At 36.9% G+C, this 17,839-nt stretch carries 14 protein-coding genes; 6 read left to right on the forward strand and 8 right to left on the reverse strand.

What is annotated here, in order from left to right; all coding sequences use genetic code 11:
- The first annotated feature begins 227 nt into the window (after positions 1 to 227).
- From OZP13_RS13500 to OZP13_RS13515, 4 genes are all read left to right on the forward strand, one after another.
- Entirely contained in the window at positions 228 to 1,751 is a 1,524-nt protein-coding gene (locus OZP13_RS13500) for a peptide MFS transporter (RefSeq protein WP_281297464.1), read from the forward strand.
- A 72-nt stretch (positions 1,752 to 1,823) separates the two neighbouring features.
- Positions 1,824 to 3,335 (forward strand): peptide MFS transporter, encoded by a 1,512-nt coding sequence (locus tag OZP13_RS13505; RefSeq protein ID WP_281297465.1) that lies wholly within the window; start codon positions 1,824 to 1,826, stop codon positions 3,333 to 3,335.
- A gap of 6 nt (positions 3,336 to 3,341) precedes the next feature.
- Positions 3,342 to 5,147, forward strand: coding sequence for a peptide MFS transporter (locus OZP13_RS13510; RefSeq protein WP_281297466.1), 1,806 nt, complete (start codon positions 3,342 to 3,344; stop codon positions 5,145 to 5,147).
- A gap of 42 nt (positions 5,148 to 5,189) precedes the next feature.
- Positions 5,190 to 5,651 (forward strand): thioredoxin family protein, encoded by a 462-nt coding sequence (locus tag OZP13_RS13515; RefSeq protein ID WP_281297467.1) that lies wholly within the window; start codon positions 5,190 to 5,192, stop codon positions 5,649 to 5,651.
- A gap of 4 nt (positions 5,652 to 5,655) precedes the next feature.
- On the opposite strand, the gene OZP13_RS13520 is transcribed toward OZP13_RS13515, so the two are convergent.
- The 4 genes from OZP13_RS13520 to surE are packed head-to-tail and all read right to left on the reverse strand — an operon-like array spanning position 5,656 to position 9,944.
- Positions 5,656 to 7,710 (reverse strand): ComEC/Rec2 family competence protein, encoded by a 2,055-nt coding sequence (locus OZP13_RS13520; protein ID WP_349293476.1) that lies wholly within the window; start codon positions 7,708 to 7,710, stop codon positions 5,656 to 5,658.
- Positions 7,711 to 7,753: 43 nt separating this feature from the next.
- Entirely contained in the window at positions 7,754 to 8,866 is a 1,113-nt protein-coding gene (gene lpxB / locus OZP13_RS13525) for a lipid-A-disaccharide synthase (protein WP_269240613.1), read from the reverse strand.
- Positions 8,867 to 8,899: 33 nt separating this feature from the next.
- Positions 8,900 to 9,172 (reverse strand): hypothetical protein, encoded by a 273-nt coding sequence (locus OZP13_RS13530; RefSeq protein ID WP_269240614.1) that lies wholly within the window; start codon positions 9,170 to 9,172, stop codon positions 8,900 to 8,902.
- Entirely contained in the window at positions 9,165 to 9,944 is a 780-nt protein-coding gene (gene surE / locus OZP13_RS13535) for a 5'/3'-nucleotidase SurE (protein WP_281297468.1), read from the reverse strand. The genes OZP13_RS13530 and surE overlap by 8 nt, the downstream gene beginning before the upstream one ends.
- Positions 9,945 to 10,141: 197 nt before the next feature.
- Here surE and OZP13_RS13540 point away from each other — a divergent pair, with 197 nt between their 5' ends.
- Both OZP13_RS13540 and OZP13_RS13545 read left to right on the forward strand, forming a co-directional pair.
- Positions 10,142 to 12,409: a carboxy terminal-processing peptidase gene (locus OZP13_RS13540; RefSeq protein ID WP_281297469.1), complete on the forward strand. Its 2,268-nt coding sequence runs from the start codon at positions 10,142 to 10,144 to the stop codon at positions 12,407 to 12,409.
- A 15-nt stretch (positions 12,410 to 12,424) separates the two neighbouring features.
- On the forward strand, positions 12,425 to 13,279 hold the full coding sequence (locus tag OZP13_RS13545) for a DNA/RNA non-specific endonuclease (protein WP_269240616.1): 855 nt from the start codon (positions 12,425 to 12,427) through the stop codon (positions 13,277 to 13,279).
- Between the two features lie 4 nt (positions 13,280 to 13,283).
- Here OZP13_RS13545 and rodA read toward each other — a convergent pair whose 3' ends face one another.
- From rodA to mreC, 4 genes are read right to left on the reverse strand one after another with little or no spacing between them, the layout of a single operon-like run.
- On the reverse strand, positions 13,284 to 14,519 hold the full coding sequence (gene rodA, locus OZP13_RS13550; RefSeq protein ID WP_269240617.1) for a rod shape-determining protein RodA: 1,236 nt from the start codon (positions 14,517 to 14,519) through the stop codon (positions 13,284 to 13,286).
- 17 nt (positions 14,520 to 14,536) lie between these two features.
- Positions 14,537 to 16,471, reverse strand: a complete 1,935-nt coding sequence (mrdA, locus tag OZP13_RS13555) for a penicillin-binding protein 2 (RefSeq protein WP_281297470.1) — start codon at positions 16,469 to 16,471, stop codon at positions 14,537 to 14,539.
- Positions 16,468 to 16,974, reverse strand: a complete 507-nt coding sequence (locus OZP13_RS13560) for a rod shape-determining protein MreD (RefSeq protein WP_269240618.1) — start codon at positions 16,972 to 16,974, stop codon at positions 16,468 to 16,470. Before OZP13_RS13560 ends, mrdA begins: the two co-directional genes overlap by 4 nt.
- Complete coding sequence (gene mreC, locus OZP13_RS13565; RefSeq protein ID WP_269240619.1) at positions 16,967 to 17,794, reverse strand: rod shape-determining protein MreC; 828 nt, start codon at positions 17,792 to 17,794, stop codon at positions 16,967 to 16,969. The genes OZP13_RS13560 and mreC overlap by 8 nt, the downstream gene beginning before the upstream one ends.
- Positions 17,795 to 17,839: the final 45 nt, after the last annotated feature.

Genomic DNA, 17,839 nt, shown 5'->3' on the forward strand with positions numbered 1-17,839 from the left:
AAAATTAAGAAAAGTTAAAATGCTTCCCTATTCTCGAATAGCAGCTTTTTAACTTTTTGTTTTTTAGAAGTATTGGTTACCTAAAGAGCGTTTACCTGATTTTTTTCTAACATTTAACATTCAAAAAGTGAAATAATTGCAAATTTTTCACTAAAATTGACACTTCTTATATCAGCAGTATTTTTATAAGAAAACACACTATATAATCATTAACCTAAATAAATAAAATGTCGGAAACTCAAGTAAAAACAGGACATCCAAAAGGATTGTATTTCTTATTCTTCACAGAAATGTGGGAACGATTCAGTTATTATGGAATGAGAGCAATCTTTATTCTATTTATGACCAAAATATTATTGATGAAAGATGCCGATGCCTCCCAAATTTATGGAAGCTACACGGGATTGGTTTATTTAACGCCCTTGTTGGGAGGTTATTTATGCGATAAATTCTTAGGAAACAGACGAAGCATTATTATTGGTGGTTTGCTGATGGCAATTGGTCAGTTTTTTATGTTTTTTAGTGCTTCTGCTGGTGCTGATGGCGGAATTTCACTTATGTGGATGGGTCTAACGGCAATAATCATTGGTAATGGTTTCTTCAAACCCAATATTTCCACAATGGTTGGACAACTCTACCCTGCCAATGACAGAAGGATAGATAGCGCATTTACCATTTTCTACATGGGAATCAATCTTGGCGCTTTCTTTTCACCATTAGTATGTGGTTCAATGGATTTCAAATGGGGATTCTTGGCAGCAGGAATTGGAATGTTGATTGGATTGGTTGCTTTTGTACTGGGTCAAAAAAAATACCTTGTTTCTGAAGAAGGAAAAGAGATTGGTTTACCAGTGAAAAAACTGGATTCAAAAAGCATAGGAATGATAATTGGTTCTATTGCAATCATCTTTTTTATGCTGAACTTCAAGCAAATGTTCAAAAGCGATGTAGATATCATTAGCTATTTTATTTATGGCGCCATGGTAGCCATGCCAATCCTCATCTTCAGCGACAAAAGTTTAAGCAAAATTGAAACCCAAAGAATTACCGTAATTTTTATTCTTGCCTTTTTCGTAATCTTCTTTTGGGGAGCATTCGAGCAAGCCGGAGCTTCATTAACGCTTTTTGCTGACAGACAAACCGAAAGAACATTATTTGGCTGGGAAATGCCTGCCTCTTATTTTCAATCGGTCAATCCGTTGGCTGTTATTTCACTTGCGCCAATTATGACTATCGTTTGGGGGTTTTTATATGCCAGAAAATTAGAACCATCATCGCCTAAAAAAATGGCAATTGGTCTGGGATTAGTGGCAATGGGATATGTTGTAATTGCAATTGCAGTTAAAGGTTTGGGATTAGGAGAAAAAGTGTCAATGTGGTGGTTGATTGGTTTATATGTAATTCATACTATTGGAGAATTGTGTTTGTCACCTATCGGATTGTCAATGGTTTCAAAACTGGCTCCTTTGCGTTTGTCTTCATTAATGATGGGAACATGGTTTTTGGCCAATGCTGCCGCCAATAAATTTGCTGGAACATTAAGTGCCTTGATTCCAGGCGGAGAAGACGGGACAGGTGGAGCAACTTCCTTTTTAGGATTCCAAATCACCAATCTATATGAGTTTTTTGTGTTGTTTATTATTATGTCAGGAGTTGCAGCTGCAATACTATTTGTATTAAGTTCTTGGTTAGAAAAACGCATGCACAACGACCACGTTGAAGGTGTTGATTTAGAAGTTGAGAATAGATAAACCGTTTAATTTTTTTATATCTTTCAAACCTACAAAGCATCTTGTAGGTTTGTTTTTTTAATCCACTAATTTATGAGTGAAAATTTAACTTTAGAGCAAATTCAAAATTTTGAAGGGAAGTATCCAAAACAATTGTGGCATTTGTTTTTCAGCGAAATGTGGGAACGATTCAGTTTCTACGGAATGCGTGGAATGTTGGCCGTCTTTATGGTAGGCCAACTGAAGATGGATGAAACAACTGCCAACTTGCAATACGGAGCCACTCAAGCTTGGGTTTATGCTTTCACATTTATTGGAGGATTGTTTGCAGACAAAATTCTGGGTTTTAGAAAATCACTTTTTTGGGGAGGGATTTTAATGATTATCGGAAGCGTGATTTTAGCGGTTAGTCCAAAAGAGTTGTTTTTCACCGGAATTGGTTTTACCATTGTTGGAACAGGTTTTTTCAAACCCAACATTTCTTCCATGGTTGGACAATTATATAAAGATGGTGATGTGAGGCGGGATGCAGGTTTCTCTCTTTTCTATGCCGGAATTAATCTTGGTGCGTTATTGGGCGGTTATGTTTGTATCGCAGTTGCCAACGGGAATCTTTGGGCAGGTTTTGTGCCAGAAAATCTTCGTTGGAATTATGCTTTTGGATTTGCTGCAGTCTTGATGTTTATTAGCTTGCTGACGTTTACACAAACGCAAAAAAGTTTAGGAGAAATTGGATTGTCTCCTTTAATGACTATAGAAAAATCCAAAAGAAAAATATATGAAGTTTTAACCTATATTGGCTCGTTAATACTAATTCCCATTATCATTTTAATGGTTGCCAATACGGTTTACACTGATTATTTCATGATGATAATTGGCCCGGCTTCCATCTTGTACTTGTTTTATGAAATGCGAAATCTTTCAGCAGTACAGGTCAAGAAATTATTGGCAGCTTTGGTATTTATCCTTTTCTCCATTTTCTTTTGGGCATTCTATGAGCAAAGTGGAGGATCATTAAGTTTGTTTGCCGCCAATAATTTACAGAACAAACTTCTTGGTGTTGAGGTTGATCCCAATGGAGTAAATAATTCTTCTGGAGCTTTATTCGTAATTATCTTTGCTGGATTGCTCGGAATTCTATGGATTTGGATGGCAAAAAGAAAAATAGAACCCAATACGGTTGTTAAGTTTGGGTTGGGATTTTTACTGCTTGGTGCTGGTTTTTGGATATTCTATTACACTAAATTCTTTGCCGGACCGGATGGCAAAACGTCATTAAACTTATTCACTTTTGGTTGGTTTGTCATTACTTTTGGCGAATTGTGTTTGTCACCAATTGGAATGTCGGTAATGACCAAATTATCACCGCAAAAGCTGCAGGCCGTAATTATGGGAATGTGGTTTCTGGCCAGTGCTTACGGACAATATTTCGCCGGCTTATTGGGTGCCAATATTGCCGGAGCTTCAGAGAATGCCACCAATGCCGAAAAACTAATCGTGTATGCTGATGGCTACAAACAATTAGGAATCTACGCCTTGGCAGCAGGATTGTTATTGATACTGATTTCGCCTTTGGTAAAAAAATTAATGCAGGAAGTAAAATAAAATTATATGACTCAAAATACCACTGACCAATTTTTCAAGAACCCCGTTTTAGGCCATCCAGCAGGATTATTTGTGCTGTTTTTTACCGAAATGTGGGAACGATTCTCCTTCTACGGAATGCGCTCCCTGCTTATTTTATTCCTGACAGCATCGGCAATGGACGGAGGTTGGGAATGGAGTCGCGAAAATGCTTCATCCCTTTTTGGTTCTTACGTTGGACTGGTTTATTTGTCCACGATGTTGGGCGGATATTTTGCCGATAAAGTCATTGGTTTTCGTTGGGCCGTTGTCGTTGGAGCTTGCCTGATGACTTTGGGACATGCCTCGATGGCCGTGGAAACCGAGTTTTCCATTTATTTGGGATTGGTTTTATTGGTTTTTGGCAACGGATTCTTCAAACCCAATATGGTTTCCATCATTTCCGAAATGTACAAAGACCGACCCGACAAAAAAGACGGAGCTTATACCCTGTTTTATATGGGCGTGAATGCTGGTGCTTTCTTTGGAATCTTGCTTTGCGGCTATTTGGGCGAAAAAGTGGGCTGGAGTTACGGTTTTGGATTGGCAGGAATTTTTATGTTCTTCGGGATGTTGCAATTTTGGTTGTCCCAAAACATATTTGGCAACATTGGCTTAAAGCCAAACAAAGAAAGCAAGGCAAAAATAGAAGTATCGGATAGCGACAAAAGAAACCCTTTCACACCAATCCAATTGGGATTAATTGCGATAATGGCCAGCTTGGGATTGTTGTGGATTTTGAATGCTCCGGTTTCAAAAATTTCAGGAGGAAAAATAGATGTTTTCGGATTTCTGGGCGAAAACGGAAATTCAATTGCCATTCTTACAGCTTTGGTTTTGTTTATTATTTTGCTTGCTTATAGATTTACCCAATATTCCAAAATCACGAAAGAAAAGTTGATGGCAGTGACCTTTTTTGCGTTTCTGACCATTTTCTTCTGGGCCATTTTCGAACAATCCCCAAACAGTTTGACCATTTTTGCTGCCGATTACACCAATCGTGTTTTGGAAGGCAATTGGAGCGTAATTTTTCTGGTGGTCAATTCCTTGATTACCATTTTGCCTTTGGCCATTATAACTTGGGTATTGACTTTATTATTTAAACAAACTTTCAAAAAATACACCTTGGCTGCCATAATTTTAAGTGCCAGTTTCGTGATTATTTGGACTATCGCCTTATGGATGTTGGCCAAAGATTATTACACCGCTGGTTATTTATCCTTGTCGGATGAAACATTACAATTTTTAAAAATTGACAAAGTAACCGAACCATTGACCGAAGTGGCCGCAACCTGGTTTTCTACCTTGAATTCCTTGTTCATCATTTCGCTGGCTCCCTTGTTTTCGAAATGGTGGGAAAGCAAATACAACCCTTCCGTAAATTTCAAATACGGAATCGGAATGATGTTGCTTGCCTTGGGAATGGCTTGCGTGGCATTTGGAGCCAAAGACATCGAGCCTGGAGCCAAAACGGCTTCGGTCAGCATGATTTGGCTAATTCTGGTTTATCTTTTTCACACTATGGCCGAATTGTGCATTTCACCAGTTGGTCTATCTAACGTGAGTAAATTGGTTCCAGCCAGAATGATTGCATTTATGTTCGGAGTTTGGTATCTTGCAGTCGCAATTGGCATGAAAGGAGCGGGAATGTTTGGCGAGAATATCGACAAAATTGCCAACGAACACGGATTGAGTTATTTCTTTTGGATGCTGACACTGATTTCAATTGTGGTGGGCATCTTTGCTATTATTATGTCACCAGTCATCAAAAAATTGATGCACGGCGTAAAATAATGGCATTGTTTTTGGGCGAAAATTTAAAAAAATTATATAAAAATGAAGAAGATATTTATAACATTATTAGTCGTATTGGGTTCTTTCGCAGTGGAAGCCCAAGAATTGAAATGGGAAACCGACATCAACAAAGCCATAAAAGTTTCGAATAAAACCAAGAAACCGATGTTGCTTTTTTTTACCGGTAGCGACTGGTGTGGATGGTGTATCCGTTTGCAAAAAGAGGTATTGAAAACACCCGAGTTTGCAAAATGGGCCACTAAAAATGTTGTTTTGGTAGAATTGGATTTTCCTAGAGGAAAACAACAATCCGATGTTATCAAAAATCAAAATAATGGTTTACAACAAACATTCGGAATTCAAGGATTCCCTACCGTTTGGTTTGCCACTGCCAATGTAAAAAGCGGGAAACCCAGTTATACCGGAATTGGAAACACGGGTTATGTTGCCGGAGGCCCTGCGGCTTGGCTAGCTGTCGCCGATGGAATCCTAAAAAAGAAGTAATTTTTCAATCCAATCTATAAAATCCCTTTTCGCCAGTTGCGTGAAAAGTGATTTTCTCTTTTAGGCAAGTCGCCTTCCATAATTTTTGAATCGTTTTGAAATTCGAGGCATCGGCAACAACCATTTTGGGTTTAATGGTTTGCAGGAAACGTTCAAAATTAATTTTTGGAGATTGGGTGAATACCACAATATCTGGACGAATATCCATTGGATAAACGCCCAAGCTATCCACAACCAAGATTTTATTTCCATTAAAATAAATCAAGTTTCGCAATCTTTTTTTGAATTTAAAACTACTGAAATTCCCCATCGAATAAGAAGCTAGAGTGTTATTTTTTGACACTGTTTTCAAAAGAATGTCATTGGCATACAAAGTAATGTCAGCCCCCTCTCTTTCTGCAATCATAGTGTTATTTTTAGAATTGAAAATAACTAATTCTCTCTGGTTTTCAATAGTCCAAAGTGTTTCGAAATAGGCAATTTGACAAATAAGCACCCCAATCAATACCAAAACCAATCTTTTGAAACTTGGTTTCTTAAACCAAATAATTGTGCTAATAATCAATAAATACAAGCCCACCATCAACTGCCAATTGAACGGAATATCCCGAAAGATGAATTGCTCTAACGAAGCAATGGAATTGATGATTTTGTTCAAAAAATAAATGCTCCACTCCAACGATTTGACTAAAAACAACGGAACAAAATCGAATGCAGCCAAAACCATTACCAAAACACCCAAACCCATTATCATGCTCAAAAAAGGAATAATAACCAAATTGGTCACAAAAAACAAACCCGGAAATTGGTGGAAATAATAAATACTCAATGGCAAAGTACCAATTTGTGCTGCTAAAGAAACGGTCAATATTTCCCAAAAATAATGAGCAATTTTATTTTTTGGTGTCCAAATTTGTGCCAAAAAAGGTTGCAACCAAAGAATAAAAAACAAGGCCAGATAACTCAATTGAAATCCCACATCAAACAAAAATGAGGGTTGAAAAAGCAAAATGAGCAACATAGAAACCAGCAAAGTATGAAAAATATTGGTACTTCGCCTTAAATACATTCCGATGGCGACAAACGAAAACATCGTAACCGAACGGAGCACCGATGGAGCCAAACCGGCTATCAAACCGAACAATGACAAAGACAACAAAATAATAATCAACTTGATAAACGAACCCCGTCGAGTGTTAGGAAAAGGCTTTAAAAGAAAAGTCACGAAAAGCAAAATAAACCCTATATGCAATCCCGAAACCGATAAAATATGTACCGCTCCAGCGTATTGATAATCCTTGATAATCTCCGGCGAAATATCCTGTTGTTGCCCCAAAATCAAGGCGATGGCAACATTCAATTCGGCTTTGTTGAAATTGCTTTTCTCCAAGTTTCGAATGATTTTGGTCCGCAGTTTCGAAGTATAATACCAAACATCTTTTTGAATTATGGTCCCTGTTTTTATTTCGGATGCATCGGCATACATCTGCGCATAAATTTGTTTGCCTTCAAGATACTTTCCGTAATCAAATTGATTCGGATTTTTGGCTGGACCGTTTTGGTATAAACTCCCTTTGATTTGCAAATGATTTCCAATTTCGAATGGATGATTCAAGCTGTCTTTTCGAACATTCAAAAGCAATCTTCCCGACTTTACCACACCATCAATTTGGTTTACAAGAACAACATAACGGTCGTTAAAACTGGAACTTCGCAGTTTTTCTCGAATGGTGACCGACACCGAATGTGGCTCTTCAAAAACTGCTTTAGCGTAAATATAATTGGTCGATTGAAAAGAATCCGTGTGGATGACTTGGGTGCTTGCTCCAATGGCAAAAGCAAGAAAATAAGTTGTCAGTCCAAAATATATTGGGTTTACGGCAGTTTTTTTCGAAACAAAAAAAGCAATAATGAAAGCACAACCAACAACAAAAAGCAGAGAAAAAACAAACGAAACAGTCGGTTTGAAGTAATAAGCAACCAGAATTCCGGCCACAAAACCAATCGTTATTCTCGCCAATGGAAACTGCAACACTTTCATAATTATAAAAGTAAACAATTTTTAATCGGAAATAACTTTAATTTATCTGATATTAAAAAAATTATTTCAAATCTTCCACAATCAATTTAGCTGTCTTTTCGCTGGCGCCAATGCCTCCCAATTTTTGTTCCAAAATATCGTATTTTTCCAAAAGATTTTGGCGATAATTAGGTTCTGTTATTTTTTTCAACTCCTCCCGAATACGCTTTGCATTGCAATCCTCTTGAATCAATTCGGTCACGACTTCTTTGTCCATAATCAAGTTGACCAAGGAAATATATTTAAGAGTAATAATGCGTTTGGCAATTTGATACGAAATCCAACTGCCTTTGTAGCAAACCACTTCCGGCACTTTAAAAAGTGCGGTTTCTAATGTTGCCGTTCCAGAAGTAACCAATGCTGCCGTGGCATTGCTCAACAAATCATAGGTTTTGTTCGAGACAAATTTGATGTTTTCATTGGTAATAAAACCTTCGTAAAAAGAAAATTCCTGGCTTGGCGCTCCGGCAATCACGAATTGATAATCCGGAAAGTCATTGACCACGCTCAACATCACCGACAGCATTTTGGTAATTTCCTGCTTGCGGCTGCCCGGCAAAATGGCAATAATTGGTTTTTCATTCAAAAGATTTTCTTTTCTAAAAACAGCAGCATCCATTGCAGGATGATTATGAATGGCATCAATCAGAGGATGACCAACAAATTCAACCGGAAAATGATGTTTGCCTTCATAAAAATCTTTTTCGAATGGCAGAATCACGTACATCTTGTCAACATCGCGTTTGATTTCGGTGATGCGATTTTCTTTCCAAGCCCAAATTTGAGGCGAAATATAGTAATGAGTCTTAATTCCTTGTTCTTTTGCCCATTTGGCAATACGCAAATTGAAACCGGGATAATCGATAAAAACAATCACGTCCGGCTTAAAATCGTTAATGTCTTTCTTACATATTTTAATGTTGTTCAAAATCGTTTTCAAGTGAAACAACACTTCCACAAAACCCATAAAAGCCAAGTCACGATAATGTTTCACCAAAGTGCCACCCACTTTTTGCATCAAGTCTCCACCCCAAAACCGAATGTCGGCATTGGAATCTTCTTTGTACAAAGCTTTCATCAAATTAGCACCATGTAAATCTCCCGAGGCTTCTCCTGCTATTATGTAGTATTTCATTTTTGTTATTTAATCTTTGTTTAAAGCATAAATTTATGCAAATAAAGTGATAATAGTAATTATAATAACGGCCAAAACGACGCCACGAGCCATAATTTCTTTATTCATTTTTAGCAAAATGCCAAAAGCCACTAAATCAAGAATCGACCCCAACGTAATTAATTTGCCAAGCTTCCCCTCAGCTTTCATCGATTCAACGCCTGCCATAAAATCATAGGCGGTAAAAATTTTGATGAAAAGAAAACTGCCCAATAACGAAGCCAAAATCCCTATCACGAAACCTAACAATATATCAATTTTACTCATTCCATTTCCAGGTGTTAAGTTGTTGTATGGCGTGATGTGCCGTTAAATCAAACTGCACTGGCACTACCGAAATATAACCATTGGCAAGTGCCCATTCATCGGTATCTTCGCCATGGTCTTGATTTACAAATTCACCCGTTAACCAATAATAATCTCTGCCTTGAGGTGTTTTTCGCTTGTCGAATTTTTCCATCCAAAGTGCTTTTGCTTGGCGGCAGATTTTTATTCCTTTAATTTCTTTTTCACCTAATTTGGGGAAATTCACGTTCAAAACCACACTTTCTGGCAGTCCTTTTTCCAAAACTTCCAAAGTAATGGTTCGGATAAAAGATTTGATGGGTTCAAAATCGGCATTCCAATCATAATCCAGCAATGAAAAACCAATAGCGGGAATTCCTTCAATTCCAGCTTCAACGGCCGCACTCATCGTTCCTGAATATATCACGTTAATCGACGAATTGGAACCATGATTAATTCCAGAAACGCACAAATCAGGCTTTCGTTTAATGACTTCGTTGACTGCCAATTTTACGGAATCAACAGGAGTTCCAGAACAACTGTATTCGGCAATGAGATCATTTTCTTTGGAAATTTTATTGATATACAAGGTGTCGTTTATTGTAATGGCATGTCCCGTTGCACTTTGAGGACTATCCGGAGCTACGACCACAACATTGCCTATTTCTGCCATTACGGCAATTAATGCTCGAATTCCGGGAGCCGAAATCCCGTCGTCATTGGTCACCAAGATTAAAGGTTTGTCTTTTTGCATTGAATAAATTTTCAAATTAAGATGGTTAAATTTCAAATAAAAACGTTGTGATTTTCAGCAAACAAAGAAACAAAATTAATCTAGTTCGAAGATTAAACCCGAAACAAAAAAAACATTTTTATATCTTTAACAAAAATTTATGCGAGCCCGGTATTTGTTGGCATAGTTTTTACCGTAATTTAGATTTTAAAACAAATATGAATACTATTATTGACTTTATGAAAAGAAATTATAAAATAATTCTTGCCGTGGTTTTACTTTCGGCGACCTTGTTTGCATTTAGAAATAATTCCACCCAAAGCGTCAATTCTGAAAAGGACAAAATGCTTTTGGAATTATTGACTTTTGTAATAGAGAAAGGCCACTATAGTCCAGCTGCAATTGACGACACTTTTTCTAAAGGCATATATAAAGACTATATCCAGGCATTGGATCCGTCCAAAAGATTTTTCCTGCAATCAGACATCGACGAGTTTTCAAAATTTGAAACCCAACTTGACAATCAATTATTGAACAAAGACTTGACTTTTTTCAATCTTACTTACAACCGTTTGATTAAGAGAATGGAAGAAGGCAAAAATTTATATAAAGATATTTTAAGCACTCCTTTTGATTATACCATTGAGGAAACTTTCAATACGGATTATGAAAAAGAGCCTTATGCCAAAAATATAGGGGAATTAAAAGAAAAATGGCGTAAACAACTAAAGTTGTCAACCCTTTCCTCATTGACCGATCGCTTGAAAATCCAGGAAAACAAAGAAAAAGGGATTGTGGACAAAGATGCCAAAAGCAGTTCCGACGTGTTAAAATCTGCTGAATTTAACGATGATTTAAACTATTCGAAAAATGACAAATCATCAGACGGAAAACCAAAAACTTATGAGGAATTAGAAAAAATAACCCGTGAAAGTTCCTTGAAATCATTGAACGAATATTTTGGTTTTATGAAGGAATTAACCCGAGACGATTGGTTTTCCATCTATGTGAACTCCATTACGGCAAGATTTGACCCACACACCAATTATTTTCCACCCGAAGAAAAAGAACGTTTCGATGTAAGCATCAGCGGAAAATTCGAAGGAATTGGGGCGCGTCTTCAAAAGAAAAATGACTTTACCGAAATCACCGAACTTATTTCCGGAGGACCAGCCTGGAGAGGAAAACAGCTGGAAGCAGGCGATGTAATCATGAAAGTAGCCCAAGGAAATGGCGAACCTCTTGACATTGTTGGAATGCGTCTGGACGATGTTGTCAAAAAAATTAAAGGACCAAAAGGCTCCGAAGTTCGCCTTACCGTTAAGAAAGTGGACGGTTCCATCAAAACTATTTCTATCATAAGAGATATTGTAGAAATTGAAGAAACTTACGCAAAATCAAGCGTGGTGGAAAGAAATGGAGTGAAATACGGGGTGATTTATTTGCCTAAATTCTACATTGATTTTGAAAATGCCGATGGTCGAGATGCCGGAAAAGATATTGCCGCCGAAGTAGAATCCTTGAAAAAAGCGGGTGTAAACGGAATTGTATTAGACGTTCGTGACGATGGAGGAGGTTCGCTTTCGACAGTTGTGGACATCGCCGGGTTATTTATCGAGCAAGGACCAATTGTACAAATCAAATCGGCTGATAGAAAAAAAGAAGTTTTGTATGACAGGGACAAAAAAATCGAATGGAATGGGCCATTGGTAATTATGGTCAATAGTTTTTCTGCCTCGGCTTCAGAGATTTTGGCAGCAGCCATTCAAGACTATAAAAGAGGAATTATCTTGGGCAGTAAACAAACTTATGGTAAAGGAACGGTTCAAAACGTTATTGATTTGAATAAATTTGTTCGCAGCAGCAGCACTGGAGATTTAGGCGCCTTAAAAACAACTACCCAGAAATTTTATAGAATAAACGGAGGTTCAACCCAACTGGAAGGCGTGAGCAGTGATATTGTCATGCCGGACAAATATGCCTATCTAAAAATGGGAGAACGTGATGGTGATTCTGCAATGCCATGGGATAAAATAGACCCTGCACCATATACCACTTGGAAAAACAATGCCAATTTTGACAAAGCAATTGCCGAAAGCAAAAAAAGAATCGCACAGAATCCACAGTTTAAATTAATCGAAGAAAATGCAAAATGGATTGACCAAAGAAGCAAAGAAAACGTATATAGCTTAAAAATGGATGAATTTAAAAAGAACCAATCAGCTATAGAAGAAACCAATAAAAAATTCAAGGCGATAACAGATTATGATTATCACTTAAAGTTTACATCTTTGCCTCAAGAAAATGAAGCGATGAAAAAAGATGCATCTCTCAAAGAAAAGAGAGAGAGATGGCACGAAAGTTTATCTAAAGACATCTATGTTGAAGAAGCTTTAAATGTCTTGGATGATTTACAAGACGAGCCTGTCATCAAAAAAAGTGTTCCACCAGTAGCAATGAAAAAACAAAAATTAGTTAAATCATAGGAATTACTTTTATTAATGAATAAAACAAAACCTGTATCAAATGCTATTGCGCTCCAGAAATTAAGAAAAAATTTCTGGAGCGTTTTTAGTTTTTGCATAATTACGGCAGTCCTTTTTGGATTGGTTTCGGCCTTCGATTTGTTACCTGAAGATTCTAAAAACCAAAAGAGGAGTCAAAATCAACAAAATCAACCTTTTGATTTCCTGCCTTCATCAACTACAAACCAAATCATTAAACACGATTATTACACTTTGTCCTATAGCGAAAAACACGAACAGGCAGAATGGGTAGCCTATGAATTGAAGAAAAGTTACGTAAAAAATAGTGACTATAAAAGGCCTTATTTTATTGAAGACCCAAAGGTAAAAACAGGTTCGGCCGACTGGCGAAATTATAAAAAATCAGGTTATGACAAAGGGCATCTCTGCCCCGCCGGAGATATGGAATTTGCTCTCAACGCATATAACGACACTTTTTTTACTTCAAATATTTCGCCACAAATTCATAACTTTAACGGTGGAATCTGGAACAGATTGGAACAAAAAGTTCGTTATTGGGCAACCAAATATGATGGAATTTACGTGATTACTGGTGGGGTTTTACAACCTACTCTCAAAACAATCGGCAAAGAAAAAGTTTCTGTTCCCAATTATTTTTACAAAATCTTGTTGGACAATTCCAATGGACAATACCGAATGATTGCGTTTTTGGTTCCGAGCAAAAAAAGCGACAAGGCAATTTATGATTTCGTGGTTTCTGTTGACACTGTCGAAAAAATGACGGGAATTGATTTCTTTCCAAAATTGAATGACAAAGCCGAAAACAGTTTAGAGAAAAACAGCGATTATAAAGCTTGGAGTTTTAATTAAAAAACTACCACTCATTTACCTTGTTGGCATCCATCTTTATAAAAATAAAGAGCAAAATGGTGAAACCCCAAAGTCCGGAACCTCCATAAGAAAAGAAAGGCAACGGCACACCAATAGTTGGAAAAACTCCCACTACCATAGCAATATTCACAAAGAAATGAATAAATAAAATCCCCGCCACACAATACCCGTAAACACGGCTAAATTTTGTTTTTTGTCTCTCGGCCAAATAAATTATACGAAGAAACAAGCCAACAAACAAAGCAATTACAAGTAGTGACCCCAAGAATCCCCACTCCTCTCCTACGGTTGTAAAGATGTAATCCGTGTGTTGTTCGGGTACAAATCCTCCTTTGGTTTGTGTTCCTTCAAGAAATCCTTTTCCAAACCAGCCTCCAGAACCAATGGCAATCTCCGATTGGTTTGTATTATAACCGATACCTTTCATATCGACCGATTTTCCCAACAATATATTGAAACGATCACGGTGGTGTTGTTTAAAAACATGCGTAAAAACGTAGTTTACAGACAAGACAAATCCTGATATTAGGGCAAAAAGAATTCCGCTTAAAACCAAATTCCGATCGCCTAATCTTGATTTGAAATGAATAAAAACAATTACAATTAAAGCAATGAGTATTACATATTGGGGCTCTAAAACAAGCGTCAACACAAATAGAACAATAGCTGAAAATCCAGTCACAACATACCAAGCCGGCAATCCTTCACGGTATAAAACAATAATAAAAACACTGTAAATCAAGGCGCTTCCCGGATCTGGCTGTGGCAATATGAGCATCACGGGCAAAAACAAGATGGCTAAAACCTGTATTTGTCGATTGACATCCTTTAAATTGATTTGGGTATCACTTAAATATTTGGCCAAAGCCAATGCCGTAGCGGCTTTTGCAAATTCCGACGGTTGAAGCGTAAAACCCCCAATGGCATACCAACAGCGCTGACCTGCAATAGTTTTTCCAAACGCAAACAATCCCAGCAATAGCAAGAGAGCAACCCCATATATTATGCTGGCGTATTTCTCGTAAAATTTACCATCTACATAAAGCAAAACAAAGATTAACGGAATAGTCAAAATAATAAATATCAACTGCTTGTCGGCTATACCTTCTGTAGACGACAATGAGGAGGAGTATATGTTCAGCCATCCCATTATCACTAATAAAATATAGATGACGATGCAAATCCAGTCAATATTATTGGTTAAACTTTGATTTTTCATTTCAAATGAATCGCTTGTTAATTTGTCTTGGTAGTGTCAACTTTTACTTTTGGAACTATTATTTTCGATTTTGCAATAGAATCCTTTCTTCTTATTTCTGCCTTTACCGCTTCTGAGAGACCTCCTAATTTAGCATAACGACCCTGCAAACTTCTCTCAAGTGTTCTTTTTTCCAAATCAGTTCTGGTAATCTTTCCTCTAAGGTATTTCTCGATCATTAAACTGGCAATTGGCCCCGCAATTGTGGAACCAAATCCACCATTTTCTATCATGACAGCTATGGCAATTTTAGGATTGTCTTTCGGTGCAAAAGCCACAAAAATAGAATGGTCTTCCATTTTAGTTCTCACTCCGTTAATCTTGGCAAAATTTTCGGCAGTTCCTGTTTTTCCGCAAATATCTATTCCTTCCACTCTCAAACCAGCGGCAGTTCCCAAATTATAAACATCAAACAAACCACTAATCATTGGCGCAAAATATTTTTTGTCAATCGTGGTTACATGTTTTGTCGTGAATTTAGGATCAATTTTTTCTCCCTTGATTTTTTTGATGATATGAGGCGTATAATAATAGCCTTGATTGGCAACGGTAGCCATCATATTGGCCAGCTGAATTGGAGTCATTACAACTTCACCTTGACCAATGGCATTTGATATAATTGTTTTTCCACTCCAACGCCAATCAGGATATATTTTTTTATACGTTTTTGAATTGGGTATCTTTCCTCTTTTACCTGTCGGCAAATCATAACCCATAAATTGTCCCAGTCCAAAACTTTTCACGTGATTACTCCACACATCCACGGCATAAGGTGCGCTTGCATACTTGCCAATGGTTCGCAAATAAACATTGGAAAAATAAGCATTACACGATTTATATATTCCAACATGCATATCTCTTGAGCCTCCACCACAGTGGCATCTTTGAAATCTACCGGGAGCATAAGCAAAACCGTGATTACACATAAAAGTAGTTTGTTCATTAATTACCCCCTCTTGTAAACCTATTAGACCTGTAAGAATTTTAAACGGAGATCCTGGCGGATATTCAGCCAACAATCCTCGGTCATAAAGCGGTTTTGCAATAGAATCGCGGTACAATAGTGTATAATTTTTAGACCGTTGACGCCCTACCAAAATTGCTGGGTCATAAGATGGAGCGGTTACCAATGCCAAAATTTCTCCTGTTTTGGGTTCTATGGCAACAATTCCTCCTCTCTTGTTAACCATCAATTCTTCGCCATATTGTTGAAGCAGCATATCGATGGTAAGATTGATATCTTCCCCTTGAACGGCAATGGTATCGTATTTCCCGTCTTTGAAAGAGCCAATTTCACGATTGAACTTATCTTTTTGATAATATTTCACGCCTTTGATTCCGCGCAGGACTTCCTCATAACTTTCTTCAACTCCTTGTTTCCCTATCAAATCCCCACTATTGTAATACGGATTTTTTTCAATCAATTTTTCGTTGACCTGTGTAATGAAACCAAAAATATTGGCTCCAAAGTTCACTTGATAGTCCCGAAGTGAACGTTTTTGGAAATAAAACCCTTCGAATTTTCTAATTTTTTCCTGAAATGCGGCAAATTCTGTTTTGTTCAATTGAGGCAAAAATACGGAAGGCAACCTAGGACTGTAAACCTTCGCTTTAGCTATTTTTCCCAGAAAATCTTCTTTGGTAATGTTCAATAATTCGCATAATTCCAAGGTATCAATATTCTTAACATCTCTTGGAATGACCATAATGTCATACGAAGGCTGGTTTGCCACTAACAACTTTCCATTTCTATCATAAATATAACCTCTTTCGGGGTAATCATATTTTATTTTAATGGCATTATTGTCTGATTTTAATTTTAAGGAATCGTCAATAATTTGCAAATAGAAAAGACGCAATACCAGTAAAGACGCTACAATGATTATCAATGAAGGAAGCAGCAATTTTCTCATCGTTTATTCGGCTTTATAAGATATATAATTATAATGCAGATTATTATTGTAAAAACAGTGCTTAATAGTGTTCTAATCAAGACATCAAAGAAAAAGCTGATTTCAAAGGCTTCCAATATAAACAAGATGAAATGATGAATTACTACCGAGAGTAATATGAATGAAAACCTTTCAGGCGTCAATACATCATTCAATTTCACGGTTTGGTATTCGTAACTGAGTCCAAAAGAAAACCTGAAAAGGTAGGGTCTATAATAAGCCAAAATCAAACAAGCCGTAGTGTGGATTCCTCCTGAATTGCTAAACATGTCCATAATAATTCCAAGAAGAAAACTAGCAAAAAGCAAGCCAAATTTATTCCCGTTTACCGGATATAATATTATGAAAAGTAAATACGGAAATGGACTGATATAGCCCAAAAAGTTCATATTGTTAAACACAATAATTTGAACTGCCAGCAAAAGCAGAAAACGAAAAATATTTACGAATAAAGCACTATTCATCTTTTTCTCTCATTTTTTCTAAATTGATAATTTCTTCGCGGTCTTTACTTTTTATGATATACACGTGACCCAAATTAGTCATGTCATTAAATAACTTAACTTGTATAGTATAATAATGGGTTTCATTATCTATTTCTACTTTGTCAATAGTTCCTATGTTGATGTTTTCGGGAAATATAACCGATTGCCCTCCTGTCACGATAGTATCACCTTTTCGAATGGCGGCCAATCTAGGAACGTCCGTCAATTGTACAAAACCAGTACTTTTTCCATTCCAACTCAAAGAACCAAAATGATCTGATTTTTTAAGTTTGGCGTTTATTTGGGATTTTGTGTTCAAGATACTGATCACTGTCGAATAATTTGAAGAAGTGTTGTCAATTATCCCTACAATTCCTAAACTATTAATAACACCCATATCCGGTTTCACGCCTTGCAAACTACCTGAATTCAGTGTCAAATAATTTTCGTGTGAATTAAAGGAGTTGTGAATCACTTTTGAAACAATGATATCGGTCGGATGCAATCCTCTGATACTATCCAATTTTGGCACAGAAGCAGTATCTTTTTTATCAAAAAGCAGGCTTCTTAGTTTCGCATTTTCTTGCGCAAGTGCATCATTCTGGATCCTCAAATTCAAATACTCACTCACGTTGTTGATTCGTTCATAGACTCCGCCACTCAAAAAATTGGCAGAACTAATCACTTTACTTCGATGATACGAATGGGATTGAATGGTGAGAAATAACGAAATGCCCAAAAGCAGCAAAAACAGTAATCTATTACTGTTTTTATAAATAAAATTAAATATTTGCTGCATATTATACCTGTATAATAGATGTGTAAAACTATAAACCCAACGTCG

The organism is Flavobacterium limnophilum (assembly GCF_027111315.2).
GTDB classification, from domain to species: domain Bacteria; phylum Bacteroidota; class Bacteroidia; order Flavobacteriales; family Flavobacteriaceae; genus Flavobacterium; species Flavobacterium limnophilum.

Excerpts from the sequence above, each read along its gene's own strand:
- OZP13_RS13500 (WP_281297464.1), top strand. The coding sequence starts at position 228 with ATGTCGGAAACTCAAGTAAAAACAGGACATCCAAAAGGATTGTATTTC.
- OZP13_RS13505 (WP_281297465.1), top strand. The coding sequence starts at position 1,824 with ATGAGTGAAAATTTAACTTTAGAGCAAATTCAAAATTTTGAAGGGAAG.
- OZP13_RS13510 (WP_281297466.1), top strand. The coding sequence starts at position 3,342 with ATGACTCAAAATACCACTGACCAATTTTTCAAGAACCCCGTTTTAGGC.
- OZP13_RS13515 (WP_281297467.1), top strand. The coding sequence starts at position 5,190 with ATGAAGAAGATATTTATAACATTATTAGTCGTATTGGGTTCTTTCGCA.
- lpxB (WP_269240613.1), bottom strand. The coding sequence starts at position 8,866 with ATGAAATACTACATAATAGCAGGAGAAGCCTCGGGAGATTTACATGGT.
- OZP13_RS13530 (WP_269240614.1), bottom strand. The coding sequence starts at position 9,172 with ATGAGTAAAATTGATATATTGTTAGGTTTCGTGATAGGGATTTTGGCT.
- surE (WP_281297468.1), bottom strand. The coding sequence starts at position 9,944 with ATGCAAAAAGACAAACCTTTAATCTTGGTGACCAATGACGACGGGATT.
- OZP13_RS13540 (WP_281297469.1), top strand. The coding sequence starts at position 10,142 with ATGAATACTATTATTGACTTTATGAAAAGAAATTATAAAATAATTCTT.
- OZP13_RS13545 (WP_269240616.1), top strand. The coding sequence starts at position 12,425 with ATGAATAAAACAAAACCTGTATCAAATGCTATTGCGCTCCAGAAATTA.
- rodA (WP_269240617.1), bottom strand. The coding sequence starts at position 14,519 with ATGAAAAATCAAAGTTTAACCAATAATATTGACTGGATTTGCATCGTC.
- mrdA (WP_281297470.1), bottom strand. The coding sequence starts at position 16,471 with ATGAGAAAATTGCTGCTTCCTTCATTGATAATCATTGTAGCGTCTTTA.
- OZP13_RS13560 (WP_269240618.1), bottom strand. The coding sequence starts at position 16,974 with ATGAATAGTGCTTTATTCGTAAATATTTTTCGTTTTCTGCTTTTGCTG.
- mreC (WP_269240619.1), bottom strand. The coding sequence starts at position 17,794 with ATGCAGCAAATATTTAATTTTATTTATAAAAACAGTAATAGATTACTG.